Raw genomic sequence first — 15,502 nt, 5'->3', positions numbered from 1 at the left:
CCCCTTCGCGGAGGAGGTGCGGTAGAACTTGAGTATGCAGAATGAGACGCACGGCAGCCCCGGACCGGCTCTGGAAGGGCAGGTTCCGCCTACCGCGGCCCCTGACAGCTCGGCCCACGAAGCTGCGGATGAGACGACGACGCCGGGCGAGGACACCGCCCCCGTCCCTGGTGAGGCGGCCGGCACCACGGCCCCCGAGCAGCAGGTGCCGACGCTCGCCGAAGTGCTGCTCGCCGTCGAGGAGCTCTGGCCCGAGTCGCTCGCCGAGGACTGGGACAAGGTCGGCCTCGTGACGGGGCGGCCGGAACAGCCGGTGCGCCGCATCCAGTTCGCGGTGGATCCCACCGAAGAGGTGGTCCAGGAGGCGGTGGACCTCGGGGTCGACCTGCTGATCACCCATCACCCCTTGTTGCTGCGCGGCGTCAGCTCGGTGGCGGCCACCACCGCCAAGGGCCGGGTGATCCACCGGCTCATCGAGAATGGTGTCGCCCTTCTGACGGTCCACACGAACGGCGACTCGGCCGTCGGCGGCGTCTCCGATGTCATCGCCGATGCCCTGGATCTGCACGACCGCGAACCGCTGACGGCGGCCCGCAACGGGCTTCCCGAGGAAGGCGTGGGACGCGTCGGCGCCCTCGGCTCCGCCGTCACCCTGGCCGAGCTGGCCGCCCGGCTCTGCGGTTTCCTGCCCTCCGTGGCGGGCGGGGTCCGCGTGGCAGGGGACCGGGACGCGCTCGTGCAGCGCGTGGCGATCTGCGGCGGCGCGGGGGACTCCCTCTTCGATGATGTCCGCGCGCGCCAGGCCGACGTCTACATCACCGCGGACCTGCGGCACCATCCGGCGTCGGAGGCGCGGGAGACCGCGCGCGGCGGCCGACCGTACCTCATCGACGTCTCCCATTTCGCGAGCGAATGGCTCTGGCTTCCGGCCGCCGCTCAGGCTCTCGACAATGTGCTCGAGGACCAGGGCTTTCCCGTCGAGATCGGCGTCAGCGGGATCAACACGGACCCGTGGGACTTCATCCTCACTCCGCACGGCGACGGCGAAGGCTGACCTGGACCGGGCCGCGATCCCCGGAGCGACCGTGCGCGTTTCGTTCGGCCCGGATATGGCCTAGTCTCAAAGCACCTGTCACCAGAGAGACGGCCCGATCCTCAGTGCCGTCATAGGAGGTCCGCATGGCCAAGGCACCGGCTGCCGAGCAGCTCAGACTCCTCGAACTCCAGGCGTTCGACAGCGCCCTGAAGGCGAACGCCACGCGGCTGAAAGCGCTCGAGCAGGACCCGCGACTGCCGGCCCTCCTCGCCGCCGTGGAGGATGCTCAGGCCGGCGCCGAGGAAGCGGCGCAGGCGCGGGATGCCGTCCGGAAATCGCTGACCGCGCTGGAGGACGAGGTCTCGGCGCTGGACGTGAAGATCGAGCGGGACACGGTGCGGCTCAATGCCGGCGGGCTCTCCAAGGACCTCATGGCGCTCCAGAAGGACATCGAAACGCTGAGTGCGTTCAAGTCCGGCAAGGAGGACACGGAGCTGGAGCTGATGGAGGAGCTCGAAGCCGCCGAAACCGAGGTGGTGAGGACGCAGGAGGCGCTCGCCGAGGCGAAGAGCCGGCTCCGTGAGGTGCAGGACGAACTGGCCGCCAAGACGGCGGAGGCCGAGGCGGAGCGCGACAACGTGCGCGGCGAACGGGACGCGTTCGCCGTCACGCTGGATCCGGCCCTCCTGGCCCTCTACGAGAAGACCCTGGACCGGCGCGGCGTGGGCGCGGCGCGTCTTTTCCACGGTCACAGCGAGGGCTCCGGCATGGACCTGAGTCCGGGAGACCTGGCCGAGGTCAAAGCCGCCGCCGAGGACGACGTGGTGTACTGCCCGGACTCCGGCGTCATCCTGGTGCGCAGTCCCGAGTGGAACTGAACCCGGAGCGTCAGTCCGTGAGGATGATGTTCAGGGCATGCGCCTTGCGTGCGGTCCCCGGAACGAGTTCTGCCCGGTAGAGCTCCGAGGCGGCCTTGAGCAGCTGCTCGGGAGACTGCGGAGCCTTGCCGCGGCGCGTGAGCAGGTGGCGCGCCAGCTCGCCGCGCGTGTGTTTGGCGAAGTGGCTCACGACGCTCCGCTTGCCGTCGCGCTCGCGGAACACGTTCACGGCCACGGTCTGCTCCGCCGGCGGGACCCAGGCGGTCGCGTACGTGCTCGAACGGCAGTCGACCAGGAGTTCCCCGTCGATCAGCGGCGCCAGCGCCTCGGACAGCCGGGGCTTCCAGTAGGAGGCGAGCCGGCCGAGCCCGGCCAGAGCGGTGCCCATGGACAGGCGGTAGGCGGGGACGGCGTCGTCGAACTTCAGGGCGCCCCAGAGTGCGGAGATGATCACGACGGCGTCATCCGCCTTGCGCCGCTGGGCGGCGGTCATCGAGGCGTAGCCGAGCGCGTCGTAGAGGACGCCGGAGTACACGCTGTGCGCCGGGGCGGCGGATTCGTGCCGGAGCCGTGTGTTGCGGGCCACCTCCTCATGCAGGGAGGCTCCCACGCCCAGCAGCTCCAGAGCGTCCTCGTGGGCGCTCACGGTGCCGAGCGCCTCCAGCACTTCAGCCCGGGCCGTGTTCAGTTCCGGGAAGCTCAGGGCGGAGAAGTCGACGCCGGGGCCCTGGGACGCGGCGGTCTTGCCTTCGGAGGGAGGGAGGAGGATCAGCACCGTTCGATGGTAGCGAATCCGGGGACCGCTCCCGATCCGGCTCGACGCCGTCCTGTCCAGGCCGGTCCGGGCTGGCGGCCGGGCGGTCCCGCGGCGGATAGAATGGTCGCTGGACGGGTTGGCTGGGCGATCGCGTTGACGCTCCGGCGTCACCGAGGAAAGTCCGGGCTCCGCAGAGCAGGGTGGTGGGTAACGCCCACTCGGGGTGACCCGCAGGCCAGTGCCACAGAAAACAGACCGCCACGCGCCTCGGCGCGGGGTAAGGGTGAAACGGTGGTGTAAGAGACCACCAGCTCCCCGGGTGACCGGGGAGGCTCGGTAAACCCCACCTGGAGCAAGGCCAGACAGGATGTGTTCGAGGGCTGCTCGCCCGAGCATCCGGGTAGGCCGCTTGAGGCCACTGGCAACAGTGGTCCTAGATGGATGATCGCTACGCCGCCTCCGGTAACGGGCGCGGCTGACAGAACCCGGCTCACAGGCCAACCCGTCCACTCATCGATCCGTTTGTGACTGATGTCACCGGAGTCCCGTCCCGGGGGCGGTCCCGGGGACGATAAACTGATCACGAACGCTGTTGTTCACCCCGCCGGGCCTGCGTTCGCCTAGGCGGTTTTTTCATGCCCTGAACCCCGGTGGCGAACTGCGCCCGACGTCGCGCGCAGAAGAGAAAGGTTCCTTGAGTGAGTCAGAACTCCGAGTCCTTCGAGCAGTGGATGAGCCGTGAGGCCAAGGCTGAGGCGATGATCCCGATCGTCGGCCGCCTGTACCGCGACAACAATGTGGTGACCAGCATCCACGGGCGCAGCCTGATCAACAAGTCCACCATGCAGATCCTCAAGGCGCACCGTTTCGCCCGCCGGATCAGCCAGCGCGAGCTGACCCTGGAGGACACCCTGCCTCTCGTGGAGGCGATCGACCGCCTCGAGCTCGGCGCCGCGGCCGTGGATCTGGCCCTGCTGAACGAGAAGTACCACGACACCGCCGCCGATCGTCCGCTCGAGGAGTTCCTCCGCGAGGAGCTGGCCCCCGTCGTCGGCCGTCAGGGCGCCGATGATCGCACGAGCCAGGACGTGGTGCTGTACGGTTTCGGCCGCATCGGCCGTCTGCTGGCCCGCATCCTCGTGGAGAAGCACGGCGGCGGTCAGGGCCTGCGTCTGCGGGCCATCGTGGTCCGCAAGGGCAGCGACAACGACCTCGCCAAGCGCGCGAGCCTGCTCCGCCGCGACTCCGTCCACGGGCCTTTCGAGGGCACCATCCAGGTGGACGAGGAATCCCAGACCATCACGGTCAACGGCATCCGCATCCAGGTCATCTACTCGGACAGCCCGTCCACCGTGGACTACACGGCGTACGGCATCGAGAACGCCCTCGTGGTGGACAACACCGGCCGCTGGCGTGACGCCGAAGGCCTCAGCCAGCACCTGCAGAGCAAGGGCGCGGCCCGCGTGCTCCTCACGGCTCCGGGCAAGGGCGATCTGAAGAACATCGTCCACGGCATCAACCACGGCGTGATCTCGGACGAGGACACGATCGTCTCCGCCGCGAGCTGCACCACCAACGCGATCACCCCGGTTCTGAAGGCCATCAACGACAAGTTCGGCGTCCTGCACGGCCACGTTGAGACCGTCCACTCCTTCACCAACGATCAGAACCTGATCGACAACTTCCACAAGGGTGACCGCCGTGGCCGTTCCGCCGCGTTGAACATGGTCATCACGGAGACCGGCGCCGCCAAGGCCGTCGCCAAGGCCCTGCCGGAACTGGCCGGCAAGCTCACGGGCAACGCCATCCGCGTCCCCACGCCGGACGTGTCCATGGCGATCCTGAACCTCAACCTGGAGAACGGCACCACCAAGGACGAGGTCAACGAGTACCTGCGCGAGCTGTCCCTGCACTCGGGCCTGCGCAAGCAGATCGACTTCATCGACTCGCCCGAGGTGGTCTCCACCGACTTCGTCGGATCGCGCCGCACCGGCATCGTGGACGGCCTCGCCACGATCGCCAACGACAAGAACCTGGTCCTCTACGTCTGGTACGACAACGAGTTCGGCTACAGCTGCCAGGTCGTCCGCGTGATGGAGGAGATGGCGGGCGTGAACCCGCCGGCCTTCCCCGCCGCCTGAGCATTTCCGCTGGAAGCTGAGAGGTCACGCCACCCTGGCGTGGCCTCTCGCTTTTAACGCGGCGCGGGATCAAGATGGCTGCATGGAACACGACACCACTTTGGAACACGCACTCGACATCGCCACCGCCAACAGCAAGGAGGCGCACCGCCTGCTCGACCAGGCGAAGGCCATGCTGGAGAGCGGTGACGTCACCCAGGAGCGGGTGGACCAGCTCCAGGAGCTGGCCGACGCCGCCGACGCCGACCTCGTCAGGGTGCGGAAAGAGCAGTAACACCCCGGCCCGCGTGTGAGTTTTTCCACATCCACACGGCGGGCCCCGGAACCTGTCAGTGACTCCTCCTAGGCTGGACCGGTGCGGACATCGGTCCGGTCTGGAAGGGGTTGTCTGTGAGCGTGAACTGGGCCGGTTACCGGAGACGACGACGGCGCTCCCGGTCCGCCGCGGCGCTCCTCGCCGCGGTCACGGCCGCCGTCGTGGGGCTGCTCGGCTGGTTCTTCCTGCGGGGGCAGTTCGAGATCGGGGAGGGTGGCTCGGGCCCCACCACCGCGCGTCTGTACGACATGACCTGGATGAAGCCGCTGCCGGGTGTGCACGCCGTCCCCGACTCGCCCGCGCGTGCTGTGCTGGACGCGTTGCCCGTGGCGCCGAAGGGGTCCTCCCGTGGCTACGATCGCGCGGTCTTCGGTCAGGCCTGGGCCGATGAGGACCGCAACGGCTGCGACACCCGCAACGACATCCTGCGCCGTGATCTGGACGCCGTCACGTTCACGAGCAGTTCGGCACGGACGCAGTGCCGTGTGGCCACAGGCCAGCTCTGGGATCCGTACACCGGGCACCACATCCCGTTCGAGCGAGGGCAGGGGAGCAGCCAGGTCATCCAGATCGACCATGTGGTGGCCCTGGCCGAAGCCTGGAAGAGCGGCGCGGACCACCTGACGGCCGTCGAGCGCCAGACCCTCGCCAACGATCCGCTGAACCTTCTCGCGGTGGACGGTCCGTCCAATCAGCAGAAGAGCGCCCAGGACGCGTCCACCTGGCTCCCCGCCAGCAGGGGATTCCGCTGCCACTATGTGGCTCGTCAGGTCTCGGTGAAATACAGCTACGGCCTGAGCGTCAGCCCTCAGGAGCGGGACGCGATGCGGCGCGTGCTGGACGGCTGCCCGGACCAGCACGCCATCGCGCGTCCGGCCGTCCCGGCACGCTGATCCGGCGTGCCGGCCCTGCCTGTCAGAGCAGGGCTACTTCAGTTCCAGGTAGACGTCGGCGCGGTCCAAGGCGAGGGCGTAATAGTTCTTGACGGGCACTTCGTCCGGCCGGATGCTCACGAATCCCGCGGCCCGGTAGAGGCGCAGGGCGCTGGTCAGTGCGTGGTTCGTGCTGAGGAAGAGTCTCCGGCCGCCGAGCGCGGAGGCCCGCTCGATCGCGGCGTGCACCAGCAGGCCGCCGATGCCCCGCCCGCGGGCGGCGTGGCGCACCCCCATCTTGGCGAGTTCGAACACGTCCTCCGGATACGCGACCAGGGCGACGGCCCCGACAACCTCACCGGTCGCGTCATCGCGGGCCAGCAGGACGTCGCCGCCGGCGTTGATGATGGTGCGTTGCGGGTCGCCCAGGGCGTGGAGATCCTCCGGCTCGACCTGGAAGTGTTCCGTGAGCCATTCCTCGCTGATCTGGCGGAAGGCGAGAGCGTCCGCCTTTCCCCGGAGTGAATCGATGGTGATGCCGCGGGTGGGCTGCTGGGACATGGAGGCCTCCTTTCAGGCGTGGAATCAGTCTGGCCAGCCACCATCCAGAAGTCCAATAGATCGGAAGGCGGTGATTGATAAGCTCCTTTTATGGATTCATCGCTCGAGCTGAAACACCTCCGTGCCTTCGCCGTGCTGGCCGAGGAACTCCACTTCGGGCAGGCCGCGTTCGAGCTGGGCATCGCCCAGCCGGCCCTGTCGCAGCGGATCCGGCAGATGGAGGATCTGCTGGAGATGCGGCTCTTCGAGAGGACGTCGCGCCACGTGGCGCTCAGCGAGGCGGGCGCCGCCTTCCTGCCGCGTGTCCGGGACCTCCTGGACCGCCTGGACCGGGACGTGGAGGAGGCCAAACGCGTGGCGCGCGGTGAAGCGGGGCGACTGGACCTGGCCTTCATCACCTCGGCCGGCGTGATCGTCAGCGGACACCTGCAAGGATTCGCCGCGGTGCGGCCGGATGTCCAGGTGCGGCTGTCCAACGGCGACACCACCCAGGTGCTGGACCAGCTCCGGCGGGGCAGCTGCGATATCGGGATCGTCCGCGACGCGGAGCCCGAAGACGGGATCCTGCTGAGCACGCTGAGCCGTGAGGATTTCGTGGCGGTGCTGCCGGCGGATCATCCGGCGGCGGGGTCCGCCGAGGTGGGCGCCGCCGAGCTGCTGGACTCGCCCTTGATCCTGTTCCCGCGCGCGAGCGGTCCCCGGGCCTACGACCTCACTGTGAAGCCGTTCCGGGACCTCGGGGTGGAGCGCCGGGCCGACCAGGAATGCACGGGCTGGCACACCATCATCCAGCTCGTGTCCCGGGGGCTGGGCGTCACGATCGCCCCGAAGAGCGTGACGGGGGAGCTGCCGGTGGGCGCGGTCCGAGTGAGCCTCGCCGGACCGGAGCGCTACACCACGGAGGTGCAGCTCGCGACGCGCGATGGCGACCACCGGGCCGTCGTGGAGGCCTTCCGGCAGGCCGCGGGCGTTCACTGAGGAGGCGTGTGCTGAGCGGCGTCGATTGGGACGGCGTTCACCGAGCCCGCCGCCGCTCCGGCGGCGACGGGAACCGGACGGAGGCCCGGGTCAGCCGCGCGGCAGGGTCAGGTGACCGTGGCCGAGGCCCCACTCGCCGCCGTCGTCGATGTGTTCGAGCACCGCGCGCTGGAGCGAGCTGTCGCGGGGCAGCCGGTCCAGGCCGTCGAGCCCGCGCTGGCGGAACGTGAAGTATACGGCGTCCGTGGGGGACGCGCTCGTGCGGTCGAGGGTGAAGCGCTGGGCGAAGGCGGCCATGTTGCTGCCCGGGACGCGTCGCGCCAGTTCGGGGTCCAGGAGCCAGGAGATGCACTCCGCGCTGTGGACCGGCTTGTCCGGGAAATGGCGGGCGAAGAACTCGACGGCCTGCGCGAAGCTCGCGTCCACGGCGGCGGGGGAGAGGCCGCCGCCTTCCGGGATGTGCACCGAGAGGATCCATTCGCCGGGCTCGGCCCAGTCGGCGTCCTTGTGATGCTGGAGCAGGTGGAACTGCAACCGCCCGAGCTGGAACAGATTGCCCGCGAAATGCAGCGAGAGCCAGCCGAAAGTCTCGAAACCGAAGGTCCCGAAGACCCTGCGGTTGATGTCCACATGGCGGCCGAGGTCCGCGAGCGTCGCGGCCACGATGTCCTGAGGGATGCCGAGGCCTTCCCAGGAGGCGAGGAGCTCCGGCGTGAACCGGGCGTAAGCCTCCAGCCAGCCGAACTCGTCGACGTCGCTCTGGGGGGCGTATCCGCCGGGGAACGTACCGAGCCGCTCCCGCAGCACGCCGAGAGCGGTCTGTGCGCCCTCACTCGGCGGGCCGTCCAGCAGCGCCAGCACGGCATGCCGATCGGCGTCCTGCACGCCGAGCAGCGACAGCAGTTCGGTCGGCTCCAGTGCGGTGCGGTCCACGGCTCAGTCCTCCGCGTCGTGGCCGAAGGGATCGGGATCGACGCCGGGCATCCAGGTCAGACCGGGGACGCCCCAGCCGTTGCGCTTCACCTGGCGCTTGGCGCGGCGGGCGTACCGGTCGATCAGGCGGTCCACGTAGAGCAGCCCGTCCAGGTGGTCGTACTCGTGCTGCATGACGCGGGCGAACCAGCCGGTGGCCTCGAAGGAGACGGGTTCGCCGAAACCGTCGAAGCCCTCCACGCGGACCCAGTCGGCGCGCTGGAGCGGGTAGTGCTCGCCCGGGAAGGAGAGGCAGCCCTCCACGTGGTCCTCCGGATCCGGCGCTGCGCCGGAGACCTTGGAGAGCGTGAGGCGGGGGTTCACGAGGACGCCCTGGGGCGGGACTCCATCCTCGTTGGCGTACTTGTAGACGAAGATCCGCAAGCCGACGCCGATCTGCGGCGCCGCCAGGCCCACGCCGTTGGCCGCGTCATTGGTCTCGAACATGTCCGCGATGAGAGCGCGCAGCTCGTCATCGAACACGGTGACCTCGTCGGCCCGGCGGTGGAGCACCGGTTCGCCCCAGATAGTCACAGGACGGACTGCCATGGCCGCCACTTCCCCTCTTGCCGATGTGCGGATGAACGAATAAGGCCGCATCGGAATCCGATACGGCCAAGCGGGCCGGAGCCCTGGAACCGTGCCGTGGGGCACGTCCGGAAACATTACCGGAAGCGGCAATCGCGGACAAACCGCCTGGTCCCGCCGGGCCGTCGGAGTGGGACCGCCGGCTTGCCCGTCGATTCAGCGCTTGGATACGGTCGAAGCATGAGTACGGAGAGCCAGAGCCCGCCCGTCCCTTCAACAGTCTCCCGGACCGGGATCGCCCGCTGGGTCTTCTGGCCCACCGCGGTCATCGTCCTCGCGTTCGTGACAGCGACCATCATCAGTCCCGACGGCATGAGCGTCGGCATCGCGGCCGTCCAGGGCGCGATCATCGCGAACTTCAGCTGGTGGTATGTGCTCCTGGCCTTCGGCTTCGTGCTCTTCTGCATCTACCTGGGGTTCTCCCGGAAGGGCGACGTCAAGCTCGGCCGGCCCGACCATGACCCCGAATTCTCCCTGGTGAGCTGGTTCGCCCTGCTCTTCGCGGCAGGCATGGGCATCGGCCTCGTCTTCTACGGGGTGACCGAGCCGCTGACCCATTTCGCCACCCCCAAGCCGTCCCTCGCGGAGCAGCACCTGCAGCCGAGTGCTCAGGCGCAGGAGGCCATCGCGACCACCTTCCTGCACTGGGGTTTCCAGCCGTGGGCGATCTACGTCGTCGTCGGCCTCGCGCTGGCGCACGCCATCCACCGCCGTGGCCGTCCGCTGGCCGTGCGCTGGGCCCTCGAACCGCTCTTCGGTGAGAAGGCGATGCGCGGGGGCTGGGGCAACACCATTGACGTTGTGGCGCTCGTGGGCACCGTGTTCGGCGTGGCCACCTCGCTGGGGCTGGGCGTGACCCAGATCAGCGCGGGTCTGAAGTCGCTGGGTGTGATCGCCGAGGACAACCACTGGATCGAATACGTGATCATCGTGGTGGTCACGTGCTTCGTGCTGTGGTCGGTGCTGTCGGGCGTCTCCCGCGGCATGAAGTGGCTCTCCAACATCAACCTGATCCTCGCTGGCGGGCTCCTGCTCTTCATCCTGATCGTCGGCCCGACGCAGTTCCTGGCCAAGGAGATCGTGCAGTCCGTGGGCCATTACCTGCAGAACTGGCTCGGCATGTCCACGGACACCTCCGCGTTCACAGGCTCCGCGGGAGAGGCCTGGCAGGCCTCCTGGTCCACCTTCTACTGGGGCTGGTGGATGAGCTGGGCGCCGTTCGTGGGCGTGTTCATCGCGCGGATCTCCCGCGGCCGCACCGTCCGTGAGTTCATTCTCGGCGTGGTGCTCGTCCCGGCCCTCATCACCTTCGTCTGGTTCGGCGTCCTGGGCGGCACGGCGATCTTCCACGAGATGAACAAGACCGCGGGCTACACCTCGGTGATCGCCGCCGACGGCAGCGTGGACGCCAATGCCGCCCTGTTCCAGGTGCTGGAGCAGCTGCCCGCCGGTGGACTGCTCGTGGTGGGCGCGATCATTCTCTCCGCCATCTTCTTCATCACCTCCTCGGACTCCGGCTCCCTGGTGATGGCCATGCTGGCCACGGGCGGCGACACCGAACCGCGGAACTGGATCCGGGTGTTCTTCACGCTGGCGACGGCGGCACTGGCCGCTGCGCTGCTCCTCGCGGGTGGCCTCGCCGCTATTCAGACGCTCGCCGTCTCCATCGCGCTGCCCTTCAGCGTCGTGATGATTCTCATGTGCGTGGCGACGTTCAAGGCGTTGCAGCGGAACGTCCGGCGGGCGGACCGCCTGCGCCGGGAGGCGCTCGTGGCGGACCTCTCCGAGAAATTCGGTTTGGAGTCCGACGACGACGCCATCGAGTCCGGGCCGCGCAGCGCGGACGTCTGGTGGGACGGGCTGAGCAGCCGCCGTCAGCAGGCGATCGTCATGGGGGTGGCGAAAGCCGCCCAGACGCTTCCTGCCGAGCATCGGGAGAAGCTCCTGGGACGGCGCAAGCGCAAGGAGTAGGCTCCGTTCGGCGGCCGGGCGGACCCGCCCGGCCGTCGGCGCCACTACAGCAGCACGGTCCCCGCGACGCCGTCGCGCACCGCACCGCCCACCCACAGCCGGTCCTCGGCGTCACGGGTCAGGAACAGGCGGCCGGCCCGGCCGATGCCGGTGCCCTGATGGGCGACGTAGGGCGTGTCCAGGACGCCTTCACGGGACAGCCAGCCCGCCAGCCCGGCATTCAGGCTGCCGGTCGCGGGGTCTTCCGCGGTGCCCTGCTGTGTCAGGGTGATGCCGCGGACCTCGAGAACGGGTTCCTCGCCGTCGTGCCTCGGGTGCAGCGCGCACATCCCAGCCTTGACCCCGAGCGCCCGCAGCACCGCCGATTGCGGGCGCGCCGCACGCAGCGTCTCGACGTCGCGCAGGAGCAGGCCCATCCAGCGCGCGCCGTTGTCGATCCAGCAGGCGCCGAGCAGGGCGCCCTCCGGCAGGTCCAGAGCCCGCGTGACCTCCGCCTGCAAATCGTCCGGGACGGGCTCCAGGAGAGGATTCGGGGCGGCGAAGTGCAGCAGGCCGGCGTCCCGTCGGACCCGGACCAGGCCTTGGGCGGATTCCTGGACCACGTGGTCCGGGTTCCGGGGTGTGCCGCCGGCGGCGAGCCACGCGTGGCAGCTGCCCAGCGTGGGGTGGCCCGCGAACGCCAGCTCCGTGAGCGGGGTGAAGATCCTGACCCGGTAGTCGGCCCCGGGGGAGTCCGGCGGGAGCAGGAACGTGGTCTCGGAGAGGTTCGTCCAGCGGGCGAATTCCTGCATCTGTCCGGCGTCGAGCCCGTCGCCGTCCAGGACGACCGCGAGCGGGTTGCCCCGGTAGGAGGCTCCGGAGAACACGTCGACTTGGCGGAAGGGGCGGTGGCGCATGGGGGATCCTCGCTGCTGATGGCCGGGTTCACCGATCATTCTGCCTGGTCAGGCGCCTCGTCCCCGGCAAGCCCGGCGCGGCGTCTCGATGACGGAACCGGCGGCGGGACCCTTAGCTCCCGGAAATCTCAGCGCGCATCGAGGCGGTACAGGTACTCCGTGACCTCGCGGCCGACGCCGGCCGCATAACCGGTGTCCTGCCCGACCTCCTCGAAGCCGTTCTTCCGGAGCACGGCACGGGAGGCGGGATTCGTCTCGGCGACCCGGCCTCGCAGCGGACGGTTGGTCTCGACCTCGAGAAAGAGGCCGAGTGCCTGGGACGCGATGCCGTGGCCCCAGTGTTCCCGTGCGACCCAGTACGAGATCTCGCGGTCGCCGTCGAGCCAGAAGCTGGAGATCGTCCCCACCGGTTCGCCCGCAGCCTCCATCACGCGGATCAGATTGGACGGTTCCGCCCGGATCCTGCGGTAGTGCTCGTCGAAGGCGGCGCGATCGCTCGGATCGCTCCGGGTGAAGGCCGCCAGCCCGACGCCGGCCGGATCACTTTCCCACGCGAAGACCGCGTCCAGGTCCGCATCCCTCAGCTCGCGGAGACGAAGCTCCATGGTGTCCCCTTTCCGGCGTCCTTGTCCGGCGCCCCTCTTCGGCGCCCTGGTCCGATGTCTCGGTCCGGCCACGTGGCCGCGCCGTTCCGTCGTCTGGAATCGCACCGCCAGTCTAAAGAGCGGGACTGACAGGAGTAAGAGGACGCCGAAAGGGTCCACATGCGGGGAAAACAGAAGTGGCGAGGTTCAGAATTGAACCTCGCCACACATGGGGTGAGCGACGGGGGTTGAACCCGCGACCTCCTGGACCACAACCAGGCGCTCTGCCAACTGAGCTACGCCCACCATGCGGCTTTCGACGGACCGGTTTCCCGGTGTTCCCCCGAAAAGCAACGTCAACTAGCTTACCTGCTCCGGAGCCCACTTCGTGCCACTTTTGGCACTTTTCGCGAAAAAAGTTTCAGCGAGTGGCGCAGATTACAGCTGCTGCTCGAGCCGGGCCGCGGTGGCGGCGCTCTCGGGGGCGGCGGAGATCTGAGCGGAGATCTCCCGCGCGGTGGCCGTGTCCGGCCCCGGGGCCGGGACGAAGACCGCCTGGCGGTAGTAGCGCAGCTCGTCGATGGAGTCGCGGATGTCGCCCAGGGCGCGGTGTCCGCCGTGCTTGGCCGGCGCCTGGAAGTAGGCCCGGGTGAACCAGCGGCGGGAGAGCTCCTTGATGGTGCTCACGTCGATCACCCGGTAGTGCAGGTGGTTCACCAGCTCCGGCATGTCGCGGAGCAGGAACATCTTGTCCGTGCCGATGGAATTGCCGCCCAGAGGGGCGACGCCCACCCCGGGAACCCATTCCTTGATGTACGCCAGGACCTTCTCCTGCGCCTCCGCCATGGTCATCCCGTGGGGGAGTTCATCCAGCAGCTTCGAGTCCGTGTGCATCTGACGGACGAAGTCGTTCATCTGGGCCAGTGCCTCGTCGGACGGCTTGATCACGACGTCCACGCCGTCACCCAGGATGTTCAGCTCCGAGTCGGTGACCAGGGCCGCCACCTCGATCAGGGCGTCGTGTTCCAGGTCCAGCCCGGTCATCTCGCAGTCGATCCAGACAATTCGCTCTTGTGTTTTAGCCACGAGGACAGACTACCGGTCAGTAGTGCGGGAGACCGGCAGACCGACGGCGCGGGGTCGCAGCCTTCCGCTCGCGCGTCGGCCGCGCTGATAAAATGGCGTCTGCAAAAGCAGGGGCGCGGCCGGCCGGCCGACGATCACCCCTGCCGGCACGCTGGAATGGAAGTGGTAGGAACGGACGGGTGGCGGTGGTGACGGGTATGGCGGAGACGCAGGACAGCACCACCGTGAAGAAGCCGGACCGCAAACGCCGTCTGTCCTGGCGCGAGCCCTGGGCCGGCAATCCCTGGCCGGCCATCATCGAAGGGACCGTCGGCTCCTTCCTCATGTTCGCCGGGTCGATCGGCATGGGCTGGATCGCTCCCGCGTCACCCATGCTCCGGCATCCGCTGGTCATCTTCCTCCGCACCGACGGCCAGGGCATCGCGGCGTCCACCCTGGCGCTCAGTCTCGGCGCCATGATCCTCATCCGGTCGTGGATCCGGCTGGGCCAACGGCTGGGAGGCTGGGGGACCGGCTCACTCAAAGCGGTGGTCTGGGCGATCTCCCTGTGGGCGCTGCCCCTGTTCTTCGCCGTTCCGATCTTCTCCCGTGACATCTACGCCTACACGGGTCAGGGCCGGCTCGTGGCCGAGGGCCTCGACCCGTACACGCAAGGCATCTCCTCGCTCAGCAATTGGTTCCAGCTGGGCGCAGACAAAGCCTGGGCGGAGAACCGGACCCCGTACGGGCCGTACTTCCTCTGGCTGGCCCGCGCGGTCGTGGGCATCACGGGAGCCCAGCCGGATTATTCCGTGCTGCTCTTCCGGGTGGTCGCGCTCATCGGCGTCGTGCTGTGTGTCGTCTACGTCCCCAAGCTGGCGGCTCAGCACGGCATCAACCCGGGCAGGGCGCTGTGGCTGGCCGTGGCGAACCCGCTCTTCATCATCAGTTTCGTGGCCAGCGCCCACAATGACGTGCTCATGATCGGTCTCGCCGTGGCGGCCTTCTACTTCGCCTCGGTGGGCAAGCACAAGACCGCTCTGCTGCTCATCACGGCCTCCATCGGGGTGAAGATCATCACCGTGATCTTCCTGCCGTTCCTGGCGCTCATGTGGGCCGGCAAGGGCGCCGGGTGGCTCCGCAAAGTGATGTTCTGGGCCATCAGCGGCCTGGGGTCACTGGCGATCCTCGTGGTCAGCGGGATCCCGTACCACCTCGGCATGGGGTGGCTGTTCGCCCTCACGGACCCCACCCCGGGATACACCGGCTATGCGCCCTCGGGCTTCCTGGGGCAGCAGCTGGAGATGATCTTCAACGCGCTCGGTCTGCCCGGCGGGGACATCGCCACGGGCTTCCGGACCCTGTTGAAGGTGGGTTCGATGGTCATCGCGGCGCTGCTGATCCTGCGCGGCAAGCACGAGCACCTGGTGCGGCGCGCGGGCCTGGCCATGGCGTCGATCGTCCTGCTCTCGCCCATCATCCAGCCCTGGTACATCCTCTGGTTCGTGCCGCTGCTCGCGGCCACCGGCATCCGCAACGACTGGCAGGTCAAGTCCCTCTACATCGTGGTGACCTTCTTCGTGGTGTTCGGCGCACAGGACCAGCTGTCGGTCTACTCCTTCGTGCAGCTGGGCGTGCCGGTCTCCTCGATCGCCTTCTTCGTGGCGCTCGGGATGACCGTGTACCTCGCGTTCCTCGACGTGCACACCCGCAAGGCCCTGTTCGGCGGTCGCCGGAACGACGGGAACTGGGGCGTCATCTGAGCTGCACAGCGCGCGCCTGAGCGGGCGGCGCCCCTCCCGGCCCGGGATGTGGCGCCGGGAGACGGAACAGGACGACGACGGCGCGCCGGTGGCGCGCCGTCGTCGTCCTGTCGGAGGGTGGTGG

The 15,502-nt window shown here is 68.7% G+C and carries 15 protein-coding genes, 1 tRNA gene and 1 other RNA gene; 9 read left to right on the top strand and 8 right to left on the bottom strand.

Translation table 11 applies throughout. The features are described from left to right. The first annotated feature begins 34 nt into the window (after nucleotides 1–34). Both P9849_RS09670 and P9849_RS09665 read left to right on the top strand, forming a co-directional pair. Entirely contained in the window at nucleotides 35–1,054 is a 1,020-nt protein-coding gene (locus P9849_RS09670; protein ID WP_278266614.1) for a Nif3-like dinuclear metal center hexameric protein, read from the top strand. A 125-nt stretch (nucleotides 1,055–1,179) separates the two neighbouring features. After that, on the top strand, nucleotides 1,180–1,914 hold the full coding sequence (locus P9849_RS09665; protein ID WP_278266613.1) for a C4-type zinc ribbon domain-containing protein: 735 nt from the start codon (nucleotides 1,180–1,182) through the stop codon (nucleotides 1,912–1,914). A 10-nt stretch (nucleotides 1,915–1,924) separates the two neighbouring features. Here P9849_RS09665 and P9849_RS09660 read toward each other — a convergent pair whose 3' ends face one another. Beyond that, nucleotides 1,925–2,689 (bottom strand): peroxide stress protein YaaA, encoded by a 765-nt coding sequence (locus P9849_RS09660; RefSeq protein ID WP_278266612.1) that lies wholly within the window; start codon nucleotides 2,687–2,689, stop codon nucleotides 1,925–1,927. Nucleotides 2,690–2,803: 114 nt separating this feature from the next. Between P9849_RS09660 and rnpB the strand changes: the two genes are divergently transcribed. The 4 genes from rnpB to P9849_RS09640 all read left to right on the top strand — a co-directional run bounded on the left by rnpB (nucleotide 2,804) and on the right by P9849_RS09640 (nucleotide 6,021). After that, nucleotides 2,804–3,180: RNase P RNA component class A (gene rnpB / locus P9849_RS09655), an RNA gene on the top strand. 222 nt (nucleotides 3,181–3,402) lie between these two features. Next, nucleotides 3,403–4,812, top strand: coding sequence for a glyceraldehyde-3-phosphate dehydrogenase (locus tag P9849_RS09650; RefSeq protein ID WP_278269145.1), 1,410 nt, complete (start codon nucleotides 3,403–3,405; stop codon nucleotides 4,810–4,812). 82 nt (nucleotides 4,813–4,894) lie between these two features. Next, on the top strand, nucleotides 4,895–5,086 hold the full coding sequence (locus P9849_RS09645) for a hypothetical protein (protein WP_278266611.1): 192 nt from the start codon (nucleotides 4,895–4,897) through the stop codon (nucleotides 5,084–5,086). A 116-nt stretch (nucleotides 5,087–5,202) separates the two neighbouring features. Then, nucleotides 5,203–6,021: an HNH endonuclease family protein gene (locus tag P9849_RS09640; RefSeq protein WP_278266610.1), complete on the top strand. Its 819-nt coding sequence runs from the start codon at nucleotides 5,203–5,205 to the stop codon at nucleotides 6,019–6,021. A 33-nt stretch (nucleotides 6,022–6,054) separates the two neighbouring features. Here the strand turns inward: P9849_RS09640 and P9849_RS09635 are convergent, their stop codons facing one another. Continuing rightward, nucleotides 6,055–6,561: a GNAT family N-acetyltransferase gene (locus tag P9849_RS09635; RefSeq protein WP_278266609.1), complete on the bottom strand. Its 507-nt coding sequence runs from the start codon at nucleotides 6,559–6,561 to the stop codon at nucleotides 6,055–6,057. 90 nt (nucleotides 6,562–6,651) lie between these two features. Between P9849_RS09635 and P9849_RS09630 the strand changes: the two genes are divergently transcribed. Next, nucleotides 6,652–7,539, top strand: coding sequence for a LysR family transcriptional regulator (locus tag P9849_RS09630; RefSeq protein ID WP_278266608.1), 888 nt, complete (start codon nucleotides 6,652–6,654; stop codon nucleotides 7,537–7,539). Between the two features lie 90 nt (nucleotides 7,540–7,629). Here the strand turns inward: P9849_RS09630 and P9849_RS09625 are convergent, their stop codons facing one another. Both P9849_RS09625 and def read right to left on the bottom strand, forming a co-directional pair. Beyond that, nucleotides 7,630–8,472, bottom strand: coding sequence for an acyltransferase domain-containing protein (locus P9849_RS09625; protein WP_278266607.1), 843 nt, complete (start codon nucleotides 8,470–8,472; stop codon nucleotides 7,630–7,632). A gap of 3 nt (nucleotides 8,473–8,475) precedes the next feature. Further along, on the bottom strand, nucleotides 8,476–9,060 hold the full coding sequence (gene def / locus P9849_RS09620; protein ID WP_107002993.1) for a peptide deformylase: 585 nt from the start codon (nucleotides 9,058–9,060) through the stop codon (nucleotides 8,476–8,478). A gap of 219 nt (nucleotides 9,061–9,279) precedes the next feature. On the opposite strand from def, the gene P9849_RS09615 reads away from it, so the two are divergent. Beyond that, complete coding sequence (locus P9849_RS09615; RefSeq protein WP_278266606.1) at nucleotides 9,280–11,070, top strand: BCCT family transporter; 1,791 nt, start codon at nucleotides 9,280–9,282, stop codon at nucleotides 11,068–11,070. Between the two features lie 44 nt (nucleotides 11,071–11,114). Here the strand turns inward: P9849_RS09615 and P9849_RS09610 are convergent, their stop codons facing one another. From P9849_RS09610 to orn, 4 genes are all read right to left on the bottom strand, one after another. Then, a complete protein-coding gene (locus tag P9849_RS09610; protein WP_278266605.1) occupies nucleotides 11,115–11,966 on the bottom strand; it encodes a PhzF family phenazine biosynthesis protein in 852 nt (283 codons plus the stop codon). A 128-nt stretch (nucleotides 11,967–12,094) separates the two neighbouring features. Then, the gene (locus tag P9849_RS09605; protein WP_278266604.1) at nucleotides 12,095–12,571 is read right to left on the bottom strand and encodes a GNAT family N-acetyltransferase; all 477 of its coding nucleotides are present in this window, start codon (nucleotides 12,569–12,571) and stop codon (nucleotides 12,095–12,097) included. A 209-nt stretch (nucleotides 12,572–12,780) separates the two neighbouring features. Next, nucleotides 12,781–12,856, bottom strand: a tRNA-His gene (locus P9849_RS09600). A 132-nt stretch (nucleotides 12,857–12,988) separates the two neighbouring features. Then, nucleotides 12,989–13,636, bottom strand: coding sequence for an oligoribonuclease (gene orn / locus P9849_RS09595; protein ID WP_278266603.1), 648 nt, complete (start codon nucleotides 13,634–13,636; stop codon nucleotides 12,989–12,991). Nucleotides 13,637–13,833: 197 nt separating this feature from the next. Between orn and mptB the strand changes: the two genes are divergently transcribed. Further along, nucleotides 13,834–15,378 carry a polyprenol phosphomannose-dependent alpha 1,6 mannosyltransferase MptB gene (gene mptB / locus P9849_RS09590; RefSeq protein WP_278266602.1) on the top strand — a complete coding sequence of 515 codons (1,545 nt, stop codon included), beginning with the start codon at nucleotides 13,834–13,836 and terminating at the stop codon, nucleotides 15,376–15,378. Nucleotides 15,379–15,502: the final 124 nt, after the last annotated feature.

Origin of the sequence: Arthrobacter sp. Y-9 (genome assembly GCF_029690065.1) — a bacterium.
GTDB lineage: Bacteria > Actinomycetota > Actinomycetes > Actinomycetales > Micrococcaceae > Arthrobacter_E.
The sequence above is the reverse complement of the archived record's forward strand: the minus strand, read 5'-3'. Positions and strand labels throughout refer to the sequence as shown.